17 protein-coding genes, 1 other RNA gene and 2 pseudogenes are annotated in these 20,057 nt (G+C 72.4%); 12 read left to right on the top strand and 8 right to left on the bottom strand.

Translation table 11 applies throughout. The features are described 5' to 3' along the window. Positions 1–107: 107 nt before the first annotated feature. Positions 108–1,325 (bottom strand): polysaccharide pyruvyl transferase family protein, encoded by a 1,218-nt coding sequence (locus IO24_RS0103155; RefSeq protein ID WP_031131516.1) that lies wholly within the window; start codon positions 1,323–1,325, stop codon positions 108–110. 319 nt (positions 1,326–1,644) lie between these two features. Here IO24_RS0103155 and IO24_RS0103160 point away from each other — a divergent pair, with 319 nt between their 5' ends. From IO24_RS0103160 to IO24_RS0103170, 3 genes are read left to right on the top strand one after another with little or no spacing between them, the layout of a single operon-like run. Further along, positions 1,645–2,538: a MaoC/PaaZ C-terminal domain-containing protein gene (locus IO24_RS0103160; RefSeq protein WP_031131518.1), complete on the top strand. Its 894-nt coding sequence runs from the start codon at positions 1,645–1,647 to the stop codon at positions 2,536–2,538. 32 nt (positions 2,539–2,570) lie between these two features. After that, complete coding sequence (locus IO24_RS0103165; RefSeq protein ID WP_031131520.1) at positions 2,571–3,647, top strand: Zn-dependent alcohol dehydrogenase; 1,077 nt, start codon at positions 2,571–2,573, stop codon at positions 3,645–3,647. Positions 3,648–3,658: 11 nt separating this feature from the next. Continuing rightward, on the top strand, positions 3,659–4,600 hold the full coding sequence (locus tag IO24_RS0103170) for a 3-oxoacyl-ACP reductase (RefSeq protein ID WP_031131522.1): 942 nt from the start codon (positions 3,659–3,661) through the stop codon (positions 4,598–4,600). Between the two features lie 78 nt (positions 4,601–4,678). On the opposite strand, the gene IO24_RS45540 is transcribed toward IO24_RS0103170, so the two are convergent. Both IO24_RS45540 and IO24_RS0103180 read right to left on the bottom strand, forming a co-directional pair. Then, positions 4,679–4,846 (bottom strand): hypothetical protein, encoded by a 168-nt coding sequence (locus IO24_RS45540; protein ID WP_167551587.1) that lies wholly within the window; start codon positions 4,844–4,846, stop codon positions 4,679–4,681. A 48-nt stretch (positions 4,847–4,894) separates the two neighbouring features. After that, positions 4,895–6,193, bottom strand: a complete 1,299-nt coding sequence (locus IO24_RS0103180) for a hypothetical protein (RefSeq protein WP_045295796.1) — start codon at positions 6,191–6,193, stop codon at positions 4,895–4,897. A gap of 197 nt (positions 6,194–6,390) precedes the next feature. On the opposite strand from IO24_RS0103180, the gene IO24_RS0103185 reads away from it, so the two are divergent. The 3 genes from IO24_RS0103185 to IO24_RS0103195 are packed head-to-tail and all read left to right on the top strand — an operon-like array spanning position 6,391 to position 9,451. Continuing rightward, positions 6,391–7,245: a Nif3-like dinuclear metal center hexameric protein gene (locus IO24_RS0103185; RefSeq protein ID WP_031131526.1), complete on the top strand. Its 855-nt coding sequence runs from the start codon at positions 6,391–6,393 to the stop codon at positions 7,243–7,245. Further along, on the top strand, positions 7,242–7,985 hold the full coding sequence (locus IO24_RS0103190; RefSeq protein WP_031131529.1) for a zinc ribbon domain-containing protein: 744 nt from the start codon (positions 7,242–7,244) through the stop codon (positions 7,983–7,985). Before IO24_RS0103185 ends, IO24_RS0103190 begins: the two co-directional genes overlap by 4 nt. 20 nt (positions 7,986–8,005) lie before the next feature. After that, positions 8,006–9,451 (top strand): bifunctional RNase H/acid phosphatase, encoded by a 1,446-nt coding sequence (locus IO24_RS0103195; protein ID WP_031131530.1) that lies wholly within the window; start codon positions 8,006–8,008, stop codon positions 9,449–9,451. Here IO24_RS0103195 and IO24_RS0103200 read toward each other — a convergent pair. The 4 genes from IO24_RS0103200 to IO24_RS0103215 form a co-directional block, all read right to left on the bottom strand. Continuing rightward, the gene (locus IO24_RS0103200) at positions 9,426–10,088 is read right to left on the bottom strand and encodes a bifunctional 4-hydroxy-2-oxoglutarate aldolase/2-dehydro-3-deoxy-phosphogluconate aldolase (protein WP_031131531.1); all 663 of its coding nucleotides are present in this window, start codon (positions 10,086–10,088) and stop codon (positions 9,426–9,428) included. The two genes, IO24_RS0103195 and IO24_RS0103200, sit on opposite strands and share 26 nt — an antisense overlap. Before the next feature lie 73 nt (positions 10,089–10,161). Then, positions 10,162–10,944: a peroxide stress protein YaaA gene (yaaA, locus tag IO24_RS0103205; RefSeq protein ID WP_031131533.1), complete on the bottom strand. Its 783-nt coding sequence runs from the start codon at positions 10,942–10,944 to the stop codon at positions 10,162–10,164. A gap of 54 nt (positions 10,945–10,998) precedes the next feature. Further along, complete coding sequence (locus IO24_RS0103210; RefSeq protein ID WP_031131535.1) at positions 10,999–11,577, bottom strand: hypothetical protein; 579 nt, start codon at positions 11,575–11,577, stop codon at positions 10,999–11,001. Continuing rightward, a complete protein-coding gene (locus IO24_RS0103215; RefSeq protein WP_031131537.1) occupies positions 11,577–12,329 on the bottom strand; it encodes a MerR family transcriptional regulator in 753 nt (250 codons plus the stop codon). Before IO24_RS0103215 ends, IO24_RS0103210 begins: the two co-directional genes overlap by 1 nt. A 101-nt stretch (positions 12,330–12,430) precedes the next feature. On the opposite strand from IO24_RS0103215, the gene IO24_RS0103220 reads away from it, so the two are divergent. The 3 genes and pseudogenes from IO24_RS0103220 to rnpB all read left to right on the top strand — a co-directional run bounded on the left by IO24_RS0103220 (position 12,431) and on the right by rnpB (position 14,590). Continuing rightward, the gene (locus tag IO24_RS0103220; protein WP_031131540.1) at positions 12,431–13,258 is read left to right on the top strand and encodes a helix-turn-helix domain-containing protein; all 828 of its coding nucleotides are present in this window, start codon (positions 12,431–12,433) and stop codon (positions 13,256–13,258) included. An 82-nt stretch (positions 13,259–13,340) separates the two neighbouring features. Further along, positions 13,341–14,057: pseudogene (locus IO24_RS47525) on the top strand (DMT family transporter); the annotation flags it as partial. 115 nt (positions 14,058–14,172) lie between these two features. Then, an RNA gene (gene rnpB, locus IO24_RS41935) (RNase P RNA component class A) lies at positions 14,173–14,590 on the top strand. 316 nt (positions 14,591–14,906) lie between these two features. Here the strand turns inward: rnpB and IO24_RS42610 are convergent. Continuing rightward, a pseudogene (locus tag IO24_RS42610) lies at positions 14,907–15,131 on the bottom strand (FtsK/SpoIIIE domain-containing protein); the annotation flags it as partial. 80 nt (positions 15,132–15,211) lie between these two features. Here IO24_RS42610 and IO24_RS0103235 point away from each other — a divergent pair. The 3 genes from IO24_RS0103235 to IO24_RS0103245 all read left to right on the top strand — a co-directional run bounded on the left by IO24_RS0103235 (position 15,212) and on the right by IO24_RS0103245 (position 19,973). Next, a complete protein-coding gene (locus tag IO24_RS0103235; protein WP_031131544.1) occupies positions 15,212–16,885 on the top strand; it encodes a DUF262 domain-containing protein in 1,674 nt (557 codons plus the stop codon). Between the two features lie 218 nt (positions 16,886–17,103). Beyond that, complete coding sequence (locus tag IO24_RS0103240) at positions 17,104–19,527, top strand: AAA family ATPase (protein ID WP_045295792.1); 2,424 nt, start codon at positions 17,104–17,106, stop codon at positions 19,525–19,527. Next, entirely contained in the window at positions 19,524–19,973 is a 450-nt protein-coding gene (locus tag IO24_RS0103245) for a hypothetical protein (RefSeq protein WP_031131548.1), read from the top strand. Before IO24_RS0103240 ends, IO24_RS0103245 begins: the two co-directional genes overlap by 4 nt. The last annotated feature ends 84 nt before the right edge of the window (positions 19,974–20,057 follow it).

A 20,057-nucleotide genomic window follows, 5' to 3' on the forward strand; every position in this document is an offset into this window, starting at 1 on the left:
CATCGCGCGACGCGGGCAGCCGGGGCGGCCGAAGGTCGTCAGGATGCGCGAGCGCACCGCGCGTCATGCCCGGGCCCTCCGCGAGCAGCGCGCGGAGGGCCGTTCGGTCACGGGCCCGGGATGGCGCGGGGGGTGTCCAGCAGTGAGGTCAGCGTCTGCGTGAACGCCCTCGCCGAGTAGTCCGCGTGGTCGCGGATGCGCGCCGCGACGGCCTCGGCGCCGCCGCCCTCCAGCAGGTGGACGAGCCGGTCGAGGTCCTGCCCGTGCCCCTCCTGGGTGGTCAGGTAGAAGTCCGTCGCGTCGTACGCCATGTGGAAGACGTGCTTCTTCACATCGCTCAGCGTCAGGTAGTCGTCGTGCGTCTTGGGGGTCGGCTCGGGCGCGCCGACACACACCGCCGGGGTACCGGCGCCCCAGGAGTTGACGGCCAGGTGGTACGTGTCCGTGATGACCAGCCGGTAGCGGGGCAGCACCCCGACCAGATCACCGACGGTGGGGTCTCCCGGACGGGCCGCGATGTGGCTCACCGCGGCGGGGACGTCCCGGTCGAACCAGGGCAGCCACTCCAGCGGGGCGCCCAGGCGGTCGGACAGGCCCTGGCAGAAGACGGGCAGCCAGTCGGGGATCGGCGTACGGGCGCCGAGGAAGACGCCGATCGCGCCGCCGTCGGGGACCGAGCGGGACCACTCGGTGGTCGGGAGGTGGTCGAGGTCGCCGGGGCGGGACAGCAGCGCCGCGTCCGAACCGAAGTGGTCGGTCGTCCGGTCCCGGCGCAGATGTGCGATCTTCGCCGCCGAGAGCGGATCCCGCACCCACATCCGGTGGCTGCGCCTCACCAGACGGGAGAACAGCGGGCCGTACTCCTTGTCCTCGTAGTCGGACTGCGTGTTGTGCAGGATCGTCCCGCCGTAGCTGAGGGTGCGCGCGAGGACCTCGTCCGGCTGGTCCGCGAACAGCAGGGCCCGGTTCAGCTGCCCCCGGGCGTCGTCCCGGTCCGCGGCGAAGCCGAAGTCGAGCAGACGGTTCGTCGCGTCCTGCGCCAAGTAGTGCCGGGTGTGCAGGAAGTCGCCCCAGAAGACCACTGCGTCATGGTCGCGGAGCGTGTCGAGGTGCTCGGCCAGCGGATGGAAGCGGAACGGGAACTCGGCACCGCGCGCGCCGTCGCGCAGCGGCACGGTCTCCGGCGTGTGCAGCGTGTACCAGGTGGCGTCGAACGCGGCGGTGTCCATCCGCCGCCGCAGGGACTCGAACGCCAAGTCCACGGTCAGCATGCCCGTGTTGCGGTACCCGATGTTCGGCGCGGTGATGACGGCGACGCGTCCCATGTGCTCCAGTTCCCCTAGCCGTTGCCGACGCCCTCGCCGTGTGGGGGCGCGGACCACCGGCCAACGTACACGTCCGCGCCGCCGCGAAAACGTCCCGCCCCCGCAGGCCGCTGCCCCGCCCCATCCTGAGGCGTGTCACCGCCACATCGATCTGACACGGCGTCAGGAGCCTTCACAACTGCCGGGGCCTCGGCTATACAGAGGGCGCGGGACTGGAACGCGTTTCAGTTCGCGTCCCGGCCCGGTCCCAGACGGCCTCGGTGCGGCCGACGGTGCGGACGGCCGTACCGAGGTCCTTCCTCCGGCGATCAGGAGCCCCATGCCCATCGACGCAGCCAAGGCGCTCGCGGCCGAGCCCCGGACCGGCGCGCTCTCCTGGGACCACAAGGACGTGCAGCTCTACCACCTCGGCATCGGCGCGGGCAGCCCCGCCACCGACCCCGACGAACTGCGCTACACCCTGGAGTCCCGGCTGCACGTCCTGCCGAGCTTCGCCACCGTCGCGGGCGCCGGAAAACCCGGCGTGACCGGCGGTCTGTCCATGCCCGGCATCGAGGTCGACCTGGCCCGCGTCCTGCACGGCGGCCAGAGCCTCGTCATCCACCGGCCCATCCCGGCGACAGGATCCGCCACCGCGACCAACCGGATCGCCGCCGTGTACGACAAGGGCAAGGCGGCCGTCCTCGTGCTGCGCACCGAAGTCGCCGACCCTGACGGCCCGTTGTGGACCAACGACGCCCAGATCTTCATCCGCGGCGAGGGCGGCTGGGGCGGCGACCGCGGCCCCTCGGCCCTCCCCCACTCTCGGCTTCGCTCGAGCGGGGGGACCCCCACGGAGCCCCCCTCCGGCGAACCCGGCCGGACCGTGGAGCGGCCCACCCGCGAGGACCAGGCCCTGCTCTACCGCCTCTCCGGCGACTGGAACCCGCTGCACGCCGACCCGGAGTTCGCCAAGGTCGCCGGATTCGAACGGCCCATCCTGCACGGCCTGTGCACCTACGGCATCACCCTCAAGGCCGTCGTCGACACGCTGCTCGGCGGGGACGTGACCCGGGTGCGGTCCTACGCCACCCGGTTCGCCGGGGTCGTGTACCCCGGGGAGACCCTGCGGATCCGCATGTGGCACACGCCCGAGTCCACCCGGGTCGCCGTCAGCGCGGTCGAGCGGGACGACGCGCCCGTCCTCGCCGACACCATCGTCGAACACACCTGAGTCCCAGACGCCGTACGAGGGGAGCCCGCACCATGCGCGCAGCCGTACTGCACGAGATCGGCCAGGACAAGCTGGAGGTCCTCGACGACGTCGAGGCGGTGGGATTCGGGCCCGGCAAGGTGAGGATCCGGGTGCGCGCCACGGGACTGTGCCACTCGGACCTGTCCGCGATGAGCGGGGTGCTGCCGCAGCCCGCGCCGTTCGTGCCCGGGCACGAGGGGGCGGGCGAGATCCTCGAAGTCGGCGAGGGCGTCACCCGCGTGCAGCCCGGTGACCGGGTCGTCGTGTGCTGGCTGCCCGCCTGCGGTGCCTGCCCCGCCTGCAAGCGCGGGCAGACCGAGCTGTGCCTGGCCGGGTTCATGAACGCGGGCACCCCCAACTTCAAGCGCCCCGGCGGGGACGTCTTCGGCTTCGCCGGCACCGGCACCTTCACCGAGGAGGTCGTCGTCGACGCCGGCTGCGCGGTGCCGATCCCCGACGACGTGCCCTTCGACATCGCCGCCCTCATCGGCTGCGGGGTGACCACCGGCCTCGGCGCCGCGCTCAACACGGCCGACCTGGAGGCCGGTTCGTCGGTGGCGGTCATCGGCTGCGGGGGCGTCGGCATCTCCGTGATCCAGGGCGCCCGGCTCAAGGGCGCCGCGGAGATCGTCGCCGTGGACCCCGTGGCCTCGCGCCGGGAGGCAGCCGTCCGCTTCGGTGCCACCCGGGCCGTCTCCCCGGACGAACTGCCCGGCGCCAAACAGCAGATCACCGGCGGCGAGGGCTTCGACCACGTCTTCGAGGTCGTCGGCAAGTCGGCCACGGCACGCACCGCGTACGAGAACACCCGGCGCGGCGGCACCCTCGTCGTGGTCGGCGCCGGCGCCATGGACGACTTCCTCCAGCTCAACATGTTCGAGCTGTTCTTCGACGAGAAGCGGATCCTGCCGTCCATGTACGGCGGCGGAGACGTGCTGCGCTCCTACGAACGCACCATCGCCCTGTGGCGCGCGGGCCGGATCGACCTGGCCGGCCTGATCACCCACCGGGTCCCGTTCGCCGACGTCAACGAGGCCCTGGACCAGATGCGGACCGGGACCGCCCTGCGTACGTGCATCGAGATGTGAGGGCCCACGCCATGCCGCTGCCGCTCCAGGGAATGTCCGCGATCGTCACGGGCGCGGGCCGCGGGCTCGGGCGGGCCGAGGCGCTGGAACTCGCCCGGCTCGGCGCCGCCGTCGTCGTCAACGACTACGGGCAGCCCGGCCGCGACGGCACGGGCGAGGCGTCCGCAGGGCCCGCCGAGGAGGTCGCCGCCGAGATCCGCGCGACGGGCGGGACCGCCGTCGCGCACACCGGCGACGTCTCCGACTTCGAACAGGCCCACACCCTCGTCGGGGCGGCCGTCGACGCGTTCGGCAAGCTCGACATCCTCGTCAACAACGCGGGCATCCTGCGCGACCGCATGGTGTTCTCGATGGCCGAGGAGGAGTGGGACTCCGTCCTCCGCGTGCACCTCAAAGGCCACTTCAACACCACCCGGTTCGCCGCCGCACACTGGCGGGAACGCTCCAAGCGGGCCGGGGAGCCGGTGTTCGGGCGGATCGTGAACACCTCCTCGGAGGCGTTCCTCGCCGGTTCCGCCGGACAGCCCAACTACGCCGCCGCCAAGGGCGGGATCGTCGGCCTGACCACCTCCACGGCCCTCGCCCTCGCCAAGTACGGCGTGACGGCCAACGCCATCTGCCCGCGCGCCCGCACCCGGATGACCGAGGACGTCTTCGCGGGCCTCGAGCAGCCCTCCGGCACCGGCCTCGACCCGCTCGCCCCCGAGCACGTCGCCCCGCTCGTCGGCTATCTGGCCTCGCCCGCCGCCGCTCACGTCAACGGCCAGGTCCTCGTGGTGCACGGCGGGATGGTCGCCGTCGTCGAACGGCCCCGGGTCGCCGCCAGGTTCGACAGCAAGCAGGACACCTTCACGTACGACGAGCTGGAGGCCGTCCTCGGGCCGTACTACGCGGACCGGCCGGCGGGGGAGACCTTCGCGGCGGCGGAGGTCCTGGGGCTGAAACGCGGGTGAGTGACGGTCAGTGACACGGAACGGCCCTCCCCGCTTGTGGCGGGAAGGGCCGTTCGCCGTCCGGTGACCGGCGTGCCGTCAGGCCGCGGTCACGGCCTGCTCGGTCTCCGCCACCGGCTTGCGGTGGCGCCCGCGCGGAGCCGTCTCGCCGTCCTGCGTGGAGACCTCACCACGGTGCCGGCCGGGGCCGGAGGAGGTCTGCTGGACGTCGGCATTACGCGGCTGGGTCGTGCTGGCGTCGTTCATCGGTGGAATTCACCCCGTCAACATGATCTTTTTTACAGCCGGGTGAGTCTAACCGGCACCCCTGACCTCGGATCCAGGCAGCCACGCCAACCGGCACTGGTTCGTTACAAGGCGTCCCAACGGCGCTTCCTGAAGGGGCACAGGGCGAGGTGCCGAGGGCGTCGAAGGCGGGCCGGACGGCGCTGAAGAGGCGGGTGGTTCGGGCTCCCCGGGCTCCCCGGGCTCCCCGGGCTCCCCGGGGGGTTCCGGAAACGTGTCTGCCGACTGCGGCTCCGACTGCGACTGTGACTGCGACTGCGACTGCGGCTCCTGCTCGGCGGCCGGCGGCGGGCTCACCCACGCCACCCCGCACGGCACGGCCTCCGTCGCGTACGGCAGCCGCAGCACCCCCTCCGGCGTCCACAGGCCCGTGCCCGCCAACCACCCCTCGGGCGCCCGGAGATGGTGCACCCGTCGCTCGGCGGGCCGCCAGACACCGACCCAGCTGCCCCGCGGCCCGTCCACCCGCAGCGCCACCGCGCAGCTCTCCGGCGTCAGCACCTGCCCCGGCTGGATCGCGAACGGCGTGACGGAGCAGTCCCGCACCCGCAGGCACTCAGGAAACCGCACCGGCAGGGTGCTGCCGAGAACACCCCAGCCCAGCCGGTCCTGCCCCGGCGAGGGCGCGTCCGAGCGGACGATCAGCAGCCCGCTGTCGTGGTCGGCGAGCAGCAGCCGGTCGTCGCTGTCGGCGGCGATCTGCAGCAGCGGTGACACCTCGCCACCGCACTCCAGGTCCACCACGACGGTCTTGGTGCGGCCGCCCGCCTCCCGGTCCAGCGCCAGCAGCCGCCCCGTCCCGTCCAGCCAGACCCCGCCCGAGCAGCGGCCGGGCAGCTCGGCGAGCCGCTCGGGCCCGAAGGCGCCGCCCGCCACCAGCCACACCGACGTCGTACGCGGCCCGACCGCGAGGGCGTAGGCCCGTTCACCGCCCGGGGCGGGCGGCAGCAGCCGCAGCCGGGCGCTCTCGTCCGGGCACTCGACCGCGCCCAGGGGCAGCTCGCCGGTGCCGGGCCCGGTCGGATACAGCAGCGAGAAGGCGTGCCGCCCGGCCACCACCCGGTGGATCAGGACCCGCCCGTCGCCCATCGGCTGCACCTCGGTGCCGGGCTCCTCCGGCTGGTTGCGGGGCAGGGGCACCGCGTACGGCTCGGGGCCGTCCAGAGTCCAGCGCTCCGGGAACCAGGAGTCGCCGGCCGACGCGAGACGTGCACCGTAGGCACCGTCCGCGGTGAGCGTGCAGCCTGCCGGCGTGGTCCCGTCCTCGTCCTCGTGTCCCGCCGAAGGCTCGATCGCACAGACCGTCATCGTTCGGTCACCTCCAGTGACGAACGTAGTTTTCGTACGCGGGCCGCGAATTCCATGGGCGCAGGCTTCACACATAAGGGTGTTCCAGGAACGATTCGCCTGAGGAAAAGGGGGCGACTGTGCTGAGCGGGGCCATGGGTGCCGGGAGCGGACGGCGGCGGTGCAACGCCACAGATCAGGCGGGTAGCCTTGCTCCCGTGCCCCGTCTGTCTGAAGTCATCGCCGCGCTGGAGACCCTGTGGCCCGCCGAGCGGGCCGAGTCCTGGGACGCGGTCGGCACCGTCGCGGGCGACCCGGACCAGGAGGTCACGCGGGTCCTGTTCGCCGTCGACCCGGTCCAGGAGATCGTCGACGAGGCGGTGAAACTGGGCGCCGACCTGCTCATCACCCATCACCCGCTCTATCTGCGCGGCACGACGACCGTCGCCGCGACGCACTTCAAGGGCCGTGTCGTGCACACCCTCATCAAGAACGACATCGCGCTGCACGTCGCCCACACCAACGCCGACACCGCCGACCCGGGTGTCTCCGACGCCCTCGCGGGCGCGCTGGACCTGCGCGTGACCGGGCCGCTCGTGCCGGACCCCGCCGACCCCGAGGGCCGCCGCGGCCTCGGCCGGCTCTGCGCGCTGGACCACCCGCTCACCGTCCGCGAGTTCGCCGCCCGCGCCGCCGAGCGGCTGCCCGCCACCGCGCAGGGCATCCGCGTCGCCGGCGACCCCGAGGCCCTCGTGCGCACCGTCGCCGTCAGCGGCGGCTCCGGCGACAGCCTCTTCGACCACGTACGCGCGGCCGGAGCCGACGCCTTCCTCACCGCGGACCTGCGCCACCACCCGGTGTCGGAGGCCCGCGCCCACAGCCCCCTCGCGCTGCTCGACGCCGCGCACTGGGCCACCGAGTGGCCCTGGTGCGAGCTGGCCGCGAGCCAGCTCGACGAAATCTCCGACCGGCACGGATGGGACCTGCGCGTCCACGTCTCGAAGACGGTCACCGACCCCTGGACCGCGCACGCGGCCTCTGCCACTTCCGACCCCCTTGGAGCCCCGAACTGAACGCCGCGCCCGCCGACCAGATCCGACTCCTCGACCTCCAGGACCTCGACGTCCGCCTCCAGCAGCTGGCGCACAAGCGCAGGTCGCTGCCCGAGCACGCCGAGATCGAGTCGCTGACCAAGGACCACACCCAGCTGCGCGACCTGCTCGTGGCCGCGCAGACCGAGGAGAGCGACACCGCCCGCGAGCAGATCAAGGCCGAGCAGGACGTGGACCAGGTGCGCCAGCGCGCCACCCGCGACCAGCAGCGCCTCGACTCCGGTGCCGTCACCTCCCCCAAGGACCTGGAGAACCTCCAGCGCGAGATCATCTCCCTCGCCAAGCGGCAGGGTGATCTGGAGGACGTGGTGCTGGAGGTCATGGAGCGCCGGGAGTCCGCGCAGGAGCGGGTCTCCGAGCTGACCGAGCGCGTCACCTCCGTCCAGTCGAAGGTCGACGACACGACCGCGCGCCGCGACGCGGCCTTCGAGCAGATCGACGGAGAGGTCGCCACGATCACCAAGGAGCGCGAGGTCATCGCCGGTTCGATCCCCGCCGACCTGCTGAAGCTCTACGACAAGCTGCGCGGGCAGCAGGGCGGCGTCGGCGCGGCGAAGCTGTACGCGCGCAGCTGCCAGGGCTGCCGGCAGGAGCTCGCCATCACCGAGCTGGCCGAGATCCGCAAGGCGGCGCCCGACACGGTGATCCGCTGCGAGAACTGCCGCCGCATCCTGGTGCGCACGTCCGAGTCCGGTCTCTAGGCCTTCAGGGAGCCCTTCCGGTGCGGGAGTTCATCGTCGAGGCCGACGGCGGCTCGCGGGGCAACCCCGGGCCCGCCGGCTACGGGGCCGTGGTCAGCGACGCGGCGACAGGGGAGACCCTGCGGGAGACCGCCGAGTACATCGGCGTCGCCACGAACAACGTCGCCGAGTACCGCGGCCTCCTCGCCGGCCTGCACGCCGCCCGGGAACTGGACCCGGCCGCGACGGTCCACGTCCGGATGGACTCCAAGCTCGTCATCGAGCAGATGTCGGGCCGCTGGAAGATCAAGCACCCCGACATGAAGCCACTGGCCGCGCAGGCCGCCCGGATCTTCCCGCCCGGGCGGGTCACCTACGAGTGGATGCCGAGGGCGCAGAACAAGCACGCCGACCGGCTGGCCAACGAGGCGATGGACGCGGGGGCCAGGGGCGAGCAGTGGTCGGAATCGGCCTCCACGGCCGAGCTGGACACGGCAGCCGGGGGTGCGGGGCGCGCCGAGGCCGTCGCGCCCTCCGGGCCGCCCGGTGACGCGGCGGCGGGTGCGGCGCGGGTGCGCGGAGCTCTGGCGCAGGGACGCGCGTCGGCCGCGGCGGACGCCTCGGGCCCGGACGCCGCGCGGGCCTCGGCGGAACCCGTCCGGGACGTCCCGGACGGGGCTTCTGCCTCCGGCGGCGGCGAGACCGACGCCGACACCCGTGCCGCGAAGGCCGGCGCCGAAGCCCGTGCCGTGCAGGTTGACGACGACGCCGGTGCCGCCACCGACCCCTTGACCACGAAAGCCGACACCGACGCCCGTGCCGCCAAGGCCGTCGCAAGTCCCGGCTGGGCACCCGCCGATATGGGAGCCCCGGCGACCTTCGTGCTGCTGCGGCACGGTGAGACGCCGCTGACGCCGCAGAAGCGGTTCTCCGGGAGCGGCGGCACCGACCCGTCCCTCTCCGGCACCGGCCGGGAGCAGGCCGAGCGGGCCGCCGCGCTGCTGGCCCGGCGGGGCACCATCCAGGCCGTCGTGTCGTCGCCGCTCGCCCGTACGCGGGAGACCGCCGGGATCGTCGCCGCCCGGCTCGGTCTCGACGTGAGCATCGACGACGGGCTGCGCGAGACGGACTTCGGTGCCTGGGAGGGCCTCACCTTCGCCGAGGTGCGCGAGCGCCACCCCGACGACCTGAACGCCTGGCTGGCCTCCCCGGACGCCGAACCCACCGGCGGCGGCGAGAGCTTCGCGGCGACGGCCACCCGGCTCGCCGCCACCCGCGACAGGCTGGTCGCGGCCCACGCGGGCCGAACGGTCCTGCTCGTCACCCATGTGACCCCGATCAAGACCCTCGTCCGGCTCGCCCTGGGCGCCCCACCGGAGTCCCTGTTCCGCATGGAACTGTCGGCCGCGTCCCTGTCGGTGGTCGCCTACTACGCGGACGGCAACGCCAGCGTCCGTCTCCTCAACGACACGTCCCACCTGCGCTGAGCGCCGCCGCCTCCCGGGCCAGCGCCTCGACGCGGTCCCAGTCGCGAGCCGCGACGGCATCCTGCGGCAGCATCCAGCTCCCGCCCACACAGCTGACATTGGGCAGGGCCAGATAGTCCGGGGCGGATGTCGCGCCGATCCCGCCCGTGGGGCAGAAACGGGCCTGGGGGAGCGGCCCCGACAGCGACTTCAGATACGCCGCGCCGCCCGCGGCCTGCGCCGGGAAGAACTTCATCTCCCGCACCCCGCGCTCCAGCAGCGCCACCACCTCGGACGCGGTCGACACCCCCGGCAGGAACGGCACCCCGGACGCCCGCATCGCCTCCAGCAGCACGTCCGTCCAGCCGGGACTGACCAGGAAGCGGGAGCCCGCGGCCACCGCCTCCGCGACCTGCCCGGGACGGATCACCGTCCCGGCCCCGACCACGGCCTCCGGTACCTCCCGGGCGATCCCTCGGATCGCCTCCAGGGCGGCCGGCGTACGCAACGTCACCTCGATCGCGGGCAACCCGCCCGCGACCAGCGCCCGCGCCAGCGGCACGGCGTCGCTCGCGTCCTCGATGACGACGACAGGGACGACGGGCGCGAGGTCCAGCACGGAGGCGGGCAGGGAGGAGGGCAGGGGAGCGGAGGCCATGGCGTCATCCTGCCGTCGGCCTGCAAGGCGCGCAAAGGCCGTTGCGCAGAGTGCAATGCGAGGGCAGTGCCCGCTAGTGCACCTCGTCCACCAGCACATCCAGCGCCCACGCCTGCCCGGCCTTCGCGGGCGCCTCCGCCTCCACGGCGTACCCCAGATCCCGGAGCGCCTCCACCAACTCGGCCGGCCCCTTCGGATCGGCCCCGTCGGTCAGCAGGCTGCGCACGATCCGCCCCTTGGTCGCCTTGTTGAAGTGGCTGACCACCTTCCGCGTGGGCGCGTGCAGCACCCGCACCGACGCCGTGCGTCCGGCGACCTCGCCCTTCGGCTTCCAGGCGGCGGCATACGCGGCGGACCGCAGATCCAGTACCAGCCCACTCCCGGCCACCTCGGGAAGCACCGACGCCATCGGCGTACGCCAGTGCGCACCCAGCGCCCCGAGCCCCGGCAGCTTCACCCCCATCGAGCACCGGTAGGACGGAATCCGGTCCGTCACCCGCACGGCACCCCACAGCCCCGAGAACACGAGCAGCGACCGCCCGGCCCGCCGCCTGGCGGCCGTGTCGAGGGACGCCAGACCCAGGGCGTCGTACAGCACACCCGTGTAGATCTCCCCGGCCGGCCGCGCCCCCGCCGTCCGCAACTCCGCGTTCTTCGCGACCTCGCCCCGCAACCCCTCGCTCAGCCCCAGCACCTCACGGGCCTTCTCCTCGTCGGCGCAGCACAGCTCGACCAGCTCGGTGAGAACGGCCTCCCGGGCGGCGGTCAGCCCCGGCAGCGACAGCGACTCCGGCTTCAGCGGGGCACCGCGGCCGGAAGAGGCCTTGCCTTCGGACGGCGGCAGCAGGACAAGCACGCGTACTCCTTCGATCGAACCGCAGCCGACAGCGTACGGGGGCGTACGGGAAGCTCAGACGCGCGCCCGGCCGAGGGCACGGACCAGGCCGTCGGGGTCGTCGGCGTGGAAGCGGACGAGCCGTACCTGGCGGCGCCGGCCGAGGAAGGTGACGTGGGTGACCGGCTCGGTCAGTTCGAGCGTGACGGTGGTCTGCGAGCCGACCTCGACATTCAGCTCACCGTCGGCCCGCTTGTGCGTCATCCGCAGCTCACGCCGCACGGAGGCGATCCGCTCCAGCGGCACGTACAGATCGACATGGACGTACCGCCGTATCCGCAGCGAGCCGCCGTCCACATCCAGCACATGCGGACGCACGACGGACGAGGCGTGCAGCGCGACGACGAACACGATCGTGTACACGTCCAGGAAGAGGAACGCCGCGTGCACGGCCGGCCAGTCCCGCAACAGCACGGACAGCGCGACCGTCTCGACCAGGCACACGAACGCGAACCCGGCCATCATCGCGCCCTGCCCGGAGGCGTACCCGAAGGCCCGCCCACTCTTCGCCCCGTGCGTACGCCGCGCCACCCACAGGGCGAGACTCGCAAGCAACCACACCTCATGCCGCACCAGCAGCCACCCGACCCTCATCACCGCTCCTCGGCGAGGATCCGCAGCGTCCGGCGAACGGCCTCCGCCTGCGCCGGGGCGAGATCCTCGTAGAACGCGCGCAGGAAACTGTCGTCCCGGTCGAGCTCCCCGGCCCCCGGGAACACCCCCGGAGGGATGCAGGCGGCGAGCGCCCGGGCCGCCTCGCCGACGCGCGGATCATCCGGCTCGGCGCCGGCGAGCGCGTCGAGCAGCGCGTAGGCCTCACCGGCCCGCGCCACCGCCCCCGGACTCCCCAGCGCCTCACCCACCGACGACACCAGCCGCTCCCGGTCCCCGGCCGGCATGGCGGTCTCCAGGAACGCGATGATCTCGCGGTCCTTCACGGCCATGGGCGAGTCCGACAGATGCGCGGTCCCCGCGAACAGCGCGGCCAGCTCGGGCGACACCGGCCCCTCGACGGGCATCCCGCCCTCCGCCTCCAGCAAGCTCCGCAACCGCGCCCGCCGCCCCCGCAGGGCCTCCTCCTGCCGCGCCAGATCCTCGTCCAGCTCGGTCAGCACCTCGACGAGGTCCTTCCCGGCCTCGTCCGCGAGCACGTCCCGCACCTCCGCCAGCCCCAGCCCCAGCTCGGTCAGCCGCCTGATCCGCGCCAGCACGACGGCATGCCGCAACCCGTACTCCCGATACCCGTTGGCCCGCCGCACGGGCTCGGGCAGCAGCCCCAGCTGGTGGTAATGCCGCACGGTCCGTGTGGTGACGCCGACGACCGCGGCGAGTTCTCCGATCCGCATGCCACCAGTGAAGACGTTGACGCTGCGGCAAGGTCAAGCACTGCCGTTCCGGCCTGGACAACGCGGGTCGCTTCTGGTCCTCTTTGCTCCGGGGGTACGACATGGGGATGCGAGAACAGGCCCACTGGACCAGGGCCCGCCTGGGCCGCTGCGGCCCACCCCTCGACCTCCTCACCGCCCACTTCGACAGCCACGTCTACGCGCCCCACGCCCACACCGAGTTCACCATCGGCGTCACCGTCGGCGGCTCGGAGGTCATCGCGTACCGGGGCGGGCACATCCACTCCTACCCCGGCTCGATCGTCGTCCTGGAGCCCGGCGAGATGCACACCGGCGGCCCGGCAGCGGCGGACGGATACGCCTACCAGGCCCTCTACGCCGACCCGGCCCTGCTCGGCGACGGCACCCTCGGCGGCCTCCCGCACTTCCGCGACCCCGTCCTGCACGACCCGGAACTCGCCACCGCCCTGCGCGCCGCCCACACCGACATCAGCACCTGCCCCGACCCGCTGGAGACCGAGTCCCGGCTGCCCTGGCTGCTCACGGCCCTGGCCCGCCGCCACTCCACGGGCCGGGCGGCGAGCGACACCGTGCCGGGTGCCGACGGCATCGCGAGGACCGTACGCGACCGCCTCGCCGACGAACTGCTGGAACCCCCGTCCCTGGCCTCCCTCGCCACCGACCTCGGCCTGTCCCGCTACCAGCTCCTGCGCGCCTTCCGCACGACGATGGGCGTACCGCCGTACGCCTGGCTCGCCCAGCACCGGGTGGCCAGGGCCCGCAGCCTCCTCGAAGCCGGACTGCGCCCCGCCGAGGTCGCCGGCCTCGTCGGCTTCGCCGACCAGGCGCACCTCACCCGCTGGTTCCGCCGGGTGCTGGGGGTGACCCCGGCGGCATACCGCAACAGCGTTCAAGACACCACCGGGTGACACGGCCGAGACTCGCCGCATGACTGCACGCGGCTGGTTCCTGTTCTCCCTCATGGGAGTGATCTGGGGCGTCCCCTACCTGATGATCAAGGTGGCGGTGGACGAGCTGTCCCCCTCCATGGTGGTGTTCACACGCTGCGCCCTCGGCGCCGTACTCCTGCTCCCCTTCGCCCTGCGCCAGGGCGGCCTCGGCCGTACCGTCCGAGCGCACTGGAAGCCGATGCTGGCCTTCGCCGTCATCGAGATCATCGGCCCCTGGTGGACCCTGACCGACGCCGAACGCCACCTGTCCAGCTCCACCGCCGGACTCCTCATCGCGGGCGTGCCGATCGTCGCCGTACTCCTGGCCCGCTTCTTCGGCGCGGAGGAACGCGTGGGCGCCCGCCGTATCGCGGGTCTCACCCTCGGCCTCGCGGGCGTCACCGTCCTCACCCTGCCGCACCTCACCGGCGGCGACGCCCGCTCCCTGGCCGAGGTGCTCGTGACGGTCGTCGGCTATGCCATCGCCCCGCTGATCGCCGCCCGGCACCTCAAGGACGTCCCGACCCTCCAGCTGATCACCCCCTGCCTCACGCTGGCCGCCGTCGTCTACGCCCCCGCCGCCTACCTGACCCGGCCCGCCGCCATGCCCTCGGCCGAGGTCCTGGCCGCCCTCGCGGGCCTGGGCGTCGTCTGCACCGCGATCGCGTTCGTGGCCTTCCTGGAGCTGATCAAGGAGGTCGGCCCGACCCGGGCCGGCGTGATCACCTACGTCAACCCGGCGGTAGCGGTCGCCGCAGGCGCGCTTTTCCTGAACGAGGAGCTGACCCTCGGCATCGGCGTCGCCTTCACCCTGATCCTGGCGGGCTCGGTGCTGGCCACGGCCGCGGCGCCGAAGCGTGTCGTCCGCCGGGTACCATGGTCGACACGGCAGACGAGCCGGGCGGACGGCCGCGTGGAGTCCCCCTGACGGGGAGCTTCCCGAGGAACGTCCGGGCTCCACAGGGCAGGGTGGTGGCTAACGGCCACCCGGGGTGACCCGCGGGACAGTGCCACAGAAAGCAAACCGCCGGGGACCTCGGTCCTCGGTAAGGGTGAAACGGTGGTGTAAGAGACCACCAGTGCTTGGGGTGACTCAGGCAGCTAGGTAAACCCCACCCGGAGCAAGGTCAAGAGGGAGCACCTCTTCGAAAGAAAGGGTGCTCCTGCGCGGACGATCGAGGGCTGCCCGCCCGAGTCCGCGGGTAGACCGCACGAGGCCGGTGGCAACACCGGCCCTAGATGGATGGCCGTCGCCCCGGCTCCCGCGAGGGAACCGGGGAACAGAACCCGGCGTACAGCCCGACTCGTCTGCCGCTACCCCCGGCTTCGCACTGGTCCGGGGCCACCACTTCACCTTCGGTGAGATCCCGGGGTGCTGTGGACGCCGGTGGCCGACTGCCATCGATCCGGCGGCGCCCCGTCACTGCTGTAGCCGAGCGCGAGGGTGATGTCCTCCTCGACTCCCGTCGGTGTGCGGAGCACGCGGACGGTGGCAAGGGCGGGCGGTCGGGGTGTCCGACGGCGGCGAGCCAGGTGGGCCGGGGCGCGGCTCGGGGACCACGCCGCGCAGGCCGCGTCGGGGGCTGTAGACGCCGAAGACGAGTTCCTTGTCGCCGTAAGGTGCGACGCGCCCCTCGGCGACCGTGAGGGTGGCTCGTTCGTGGTCGGCGCGGGAGGCGATGCCGTCGACGTGCAGTAGTCCGGCGAGGGCGGACAGGCCGCCGCCGGACAGGTCGAGGCCGTACACGGCGACGTCGTACAGGGGGTGGGTGAGGGCCCGGGAGAGGGCGCGCAGGGGGGCGGTCTTGCCGGACTGCGGGCCGCCGATGACGGCCGCGTGCCTCCGGGCGAGGTATGGCCCACCTCCTCGTAACCCAGCTGAGAACAGGCAAGTTGGGACGATTGAGTGTCTTGTTCCGTCATCATCGGAGCATGCAAAAACTCGAGGCGCACGAGATGCCCCTGCACAAGGTGTTCAGCAGCGATTACGACTTCCAGATCCCCGACTACCAGCGCCCGTACGCCTGGCAGGAGGAGCAGGCGTCCCAGCTGCTGACCGACCTGCAGGAGGCTTTGGACCGCAGTGCGGACGAGCCGTACTTCCTCGGATCCGTTGTACTCGTCAAGGACGGCGGGGCTCCGAAAGCGGACGTTATCGACGGCCAGCAGCGGCTCACCACCCTCACCATCCTCTTGTCGGTCTTGCGCGACCTCACCGAGGACGCGGAATTGCGCGGTGATCTCGACCGGTTGGTGATGGAGCCGGGCGCCAAGATCCGTGGCCTCGCTCCAAGGCCACGGCTCACCCTGCGAAGCCGCGACGCGGACTTCTTCGAGAAGCATGTGCAAACGAAGGGCGCGGTTGACACGCTGCTGGCGCTCACGGAGGACACCCTGCGGACCGACGCGCAGAAGGCCATCCTCCGCAACGCGCGGGTCTTGCACAGCAGCCTCACCGCGCAGACCGAGGAGCGCCGGCTGGAACTGGCCCAGATGCTGGCCGAGCGGACGTTCCTGGTCGTCGTCAGTACCCCCGACCTCGACAGCGCCCACCGGATCTTCAGCGTCATGAACTCCCGCGGCCTGGACCTGTCGCCCACCGACATCTTCAAGTCGCAGATCATCGGTGATCTCGATGCGGAGGCTTCCGAGGCGTGCGCCACCACCTGGGAGGACGCGGAGGAAATGCTGGGGCGCGACGACTTCGCGGAACTCTTCCTCCATCTGCGGTTGATCTTCGCCAAGAAGCGGGCGGAGCAGGAGCTGCTCAAGGAGTTCCCGGGGCAGGTGCTCAGCCACTACCTCCCCGGCAGGGCCGAGGCGTTCGTCCATGACGTCGTTCGGCCGTATGCCGAGGCCTACGCTCAGATCAAGGAAGCTCGTTATGAGTCGGCTTCGGGCGCGGAGGCGGTCAACGCCTGGTTCAGGAGGCTCCACCAGATCGACAACTACGACTGGCGACCGGCCGCTCTCTGGGCGCTGCGCCACCATGAGAGCGACCCGGCATGGCTCGACGCGTTCCTGCGGGCATTGGAGCGCCTGTCGGCCAGCATGTTCATCCGACGCGTCTACACGACGCCTCGCGTCACGCGCTATGCCGAGCTACTCCGGCAGCTCGACGAAGGCCAGGGCCTGGACTCCCCGGCCCTCGAACTGAGGGATGACGAGAAGGCGGACACTCTCACCTTGCTCGACGGCGACCTCTATCTCGTCCGCAGGATCCGCAAGTACGTACTGCTGCGCCTCGACGAGCTGCTGGCCCGGGGGCAGGGCGTGACGTACGACCACCCGCTCATCACCGTGGAGCACGTTCTGCCACAGAGCCCGAATGACGACTCGCAGTGGGTCGAGCTGTTCGATGAGGAGCAGCGTGCTCAGTGGACGCACCGCCTGGGAAACCTCGTTCTGCTGAACCGCGCCAAGAACTCGGCGGCTCAGAACTACGACTTCGCCGCCAAGAGGGCCAAGTACTTCACGGGACGCGGGGGAGTGGTCCCCTTCGCGCTGACCAGCCAGGTGCTCCAGCACGCCGAGTGGACCCCCGAGTCGCTCAAGGCCAGGCAGGAGGAGCTGCTGGGCATGCTCGCCGAGGAGTGGCGTTTGTGAGTGCGGGCCGAGGACCCTGTGCCTCGATCTTCTACCAAAGAACTCCATGAAGTTCCAATGAATTCCATGGTTGGGCTTCTGTGGACTATGGTCATCGGCAGCGCACGGCTCACGGTCCCCGTGTCACTCCGCCGCACCCGTGTGTCCCCTGCCGCTCAGTCGCCGCCGGTCTGCCCGACTATTCGCTTCGCAGTCGTCGCCTCCACGGGAGTCCCTTCATGTCCGTATCCGCCGATCCCGCACCGGACTCGCCTCCCACGGGCCCGCCCGCCCATGATCCGCCCGTCGGCACCCTCGCCCACCTCATCGACGGGCGGCTCGCCGGCTCGGACCTCGACGAGGACACCCGGGCCCTCCTGCTCACCGCCTTCCAGGACGACGGCCCGGCGCGCGGCCGCATGCCGGGCGCCTACCTGCAGTCCGTCACGGTCAGCGGCTTCCGAGGCATCGGCCGCATCGCACGCCTCCCCCTCACCCCCGGCCCGGGACTCACCCTGGTCACCGGCCGCAACGGCTCCGGCAAGTCGAGCTTCGCGGAGGCCGTCGAGATCACGTTGACCGGCGACAACGCCCGCTGGCGCGGCCGCAGCGACATCTGGCGCAAGAGCTGGCGAAACCTTCACCACGGCCAGGAGCCCCAGGTCGCTGTGGAGTTGCGCATCGACGGCGATCCCGAGCCGGCCACCGTACTGCGCACCTGGCACGGGGAGGACGTCGCCGACTCCACCGCCGAGCTCGACCGGCCCGGCCATGACCCCGTCCCCCTCCAGAACCTCGGCTGGCAGGAGGACCTGGCGACCTACCGCCCCTTCCTGTCCTACTCCGAGCTCGGCCAGGTGATCGGCGGCAAGCCCAGCGAGATGTACGACGCCGTGGCCTCCATCCTCGGGCTGGAGCAACTCGCCGCCGCCGACAAGGGGTTGCGTGAGCTGGCCCGCGAGTACGAGGCACCTGCCAAGGCGGCCAAGGCCGAACTGCCCGCCCTGCTCACCCTCCTGGACGGCACCGACGACCCCCGCGCCCGGGCCGCCCACACCGCGCTGAGCGGGCGGCGGCCGGACCTCGCGCAGGCGGCCGAACTGGCCGTCGGGACCGGTGCGGCGGACGAGTCCCTCCTGTTCGACCTGCGCCGCCGCTCCGCCCTGAGCGGCCCCGACACCGAGGCGGTCGCCGCGGCCGTGAGCCGGTTGCACGAAGCCATCGCCGCAGCCGAGGACCTGCGAGGCACGTCCGCCGAGGACGCTCTGCGCCGCGCCGAACTCCTCGCCCGTGCACTCACCCACCACCGCGCCCACCCCGCCCTCCACACCTGCCCGGTGTGCGGCGGCACGGCCCGCCTCGACGAAGAATGGGCACGGGACGCCGCCGAGCAGGAACGCCTGCTGCGGTCCGAAGCCGAGCAGATCCTCACCGCCTGCAGGGAACTCGACGCGGCCGCGCAGGCCGTCCGCGACCTGGCCGTCCCGCCCCCCGACTGGCTGCCGTCCGAGATCGCCGCCGCCTGGGGCGACTGGCTGCGGTGCCGCACCGTCTTTGACCCGGCCGTGGTGGCATCCGTCTCCGAGAACGCCGCACGGACCGCCGCCGACGCCGCACGGGTCACCCGCCAGGAGGCCGCGGCGCGCCTCGCCGACCAGGACGACACCTGGCGCGACGCCGCGCGGGCGCTCGCCGCCTGGCTCGACAAGGCCCACGCAGCCGAGCAAGCGGCCCCGCACCTGGCCCGCGTCAAGGCCGCCCAGAAATGGCTCAAGGCCACCCACGACGAGATCCGTGCCGACCGGATGCGGCCCATCGCCGAGGACGCCCAGCGCATCTGGTCCAACCTGCGCCAGCAGAGCAACGTCGCCCTCGGCCCGGTCCGCCTGAGCGGCTCCGCAACTCAGCGCAAGGTCGCCCTCGACGTGACCGTCGACGACATCGACGCCCCCGCGCTCGGCGTGATGAGCCAGGGGGAACTGCACTCCCTCGCTCTGTCCCTCTTCCTCCCGCGCACCTTCCTCCCGGAGAACCCCTTCCGGTTCCTGGTCATCGACGACCCGGTGCAGTCCATGGACCCCGCCAAGGTGGACGGCCTCGCCCGCGTCCTCGCCCTCCTCGCCGAGCACCGCCAGGTCGTCGTCTTCACCCACGACACCCGCCTGCCGCAGGCCCTGAAGTACCTGCGGCTGCCCGCCACCGTCCTCACCGTCGACCGCCGAGAGCGCTCCGCCGTACGCGTCCGCTCCGGCGACGACCCCGTCAAGCAGGCCCTGCACGACGCGAAGGCGCTCGCCAGGACCCGCGACCTGCCCGGCGACGTCGTTGCCCGGGTCCTGCCCGGCCTCTGCCGCACCGCCCTGGAGGCCGCCCTCCTCGAACCGGCCCGCCGCCGGCTCCTTGGCACGGGCCTGTCCCACGACGAGATAGAGCGACGCATCGCCAAGGCTTACAAGCTCACCGAACTCGCATCCCTCGCCCTCTACGGGGAGACCGACCGAGTGGGCGAGACCATGACCGACCTCACCCGGGCTTACGGTCGGCAGGCCACCGACCACATCCGGTGGTGCAACAGGGGCTCCCACGAAGCCGTGCCCGTCGACGACGTGGAGGAGATCATCCGCCGCACCGCGGACCTCGCGAAGGCGGTGCGATCCCTGTGACCACGATCCGCCCGGCCACACCCGTCCCGCCCGCGCACCCGCCCCGGCTCCTCGCACCCCTTCCGCCTCCGCCGCCGTCCACCTCGACCCCCGAGGAACTGCTCGCGGGCGCCGACCGGCTGCTCGGTACGGCCACCACGTCCACCACGGGCGTCTGGCCGCGCGCCGTGGCACTGCTGCTGCGCCACGCCCTCGAAGAGACCCTGCGCCGCTACTGGCAGACCCGCAAACCGCAGCTGGCCCACTGCCCGCCGCACGCCCAGGCCCTGTGCCTGGAGTCCTACGCCGACCCCGACACGGCCCGCCGCTGGTCGGCGACCTGGGCCTGCCTCAGCCGGGCCTGCCACTACCACGGGTACGAACTGGCTCCCACGCAGGCGGAGCTATGTGCGTGGCGGGACGACGTCGAGCGGGTGATCGAGGCTTTGGTGCCCCGGGTGCGGTGACGGATCGCCGTCGGACAGCAGGACCGCCGCGCGGGGCGGGCGGCGGACGTCGGTAGGCGGGGTGGTACGGCACCGGACGCCGGG

This window comes from Streptomyces flavovariabilis, assembly GCF_000725785.1.
Lineage (GTDB): Bacteria > Actinomycetota > Actinomycetes > Streptomycetales > Streptomycetaceae > Streptomyces > Streptomyces hawaiiensis.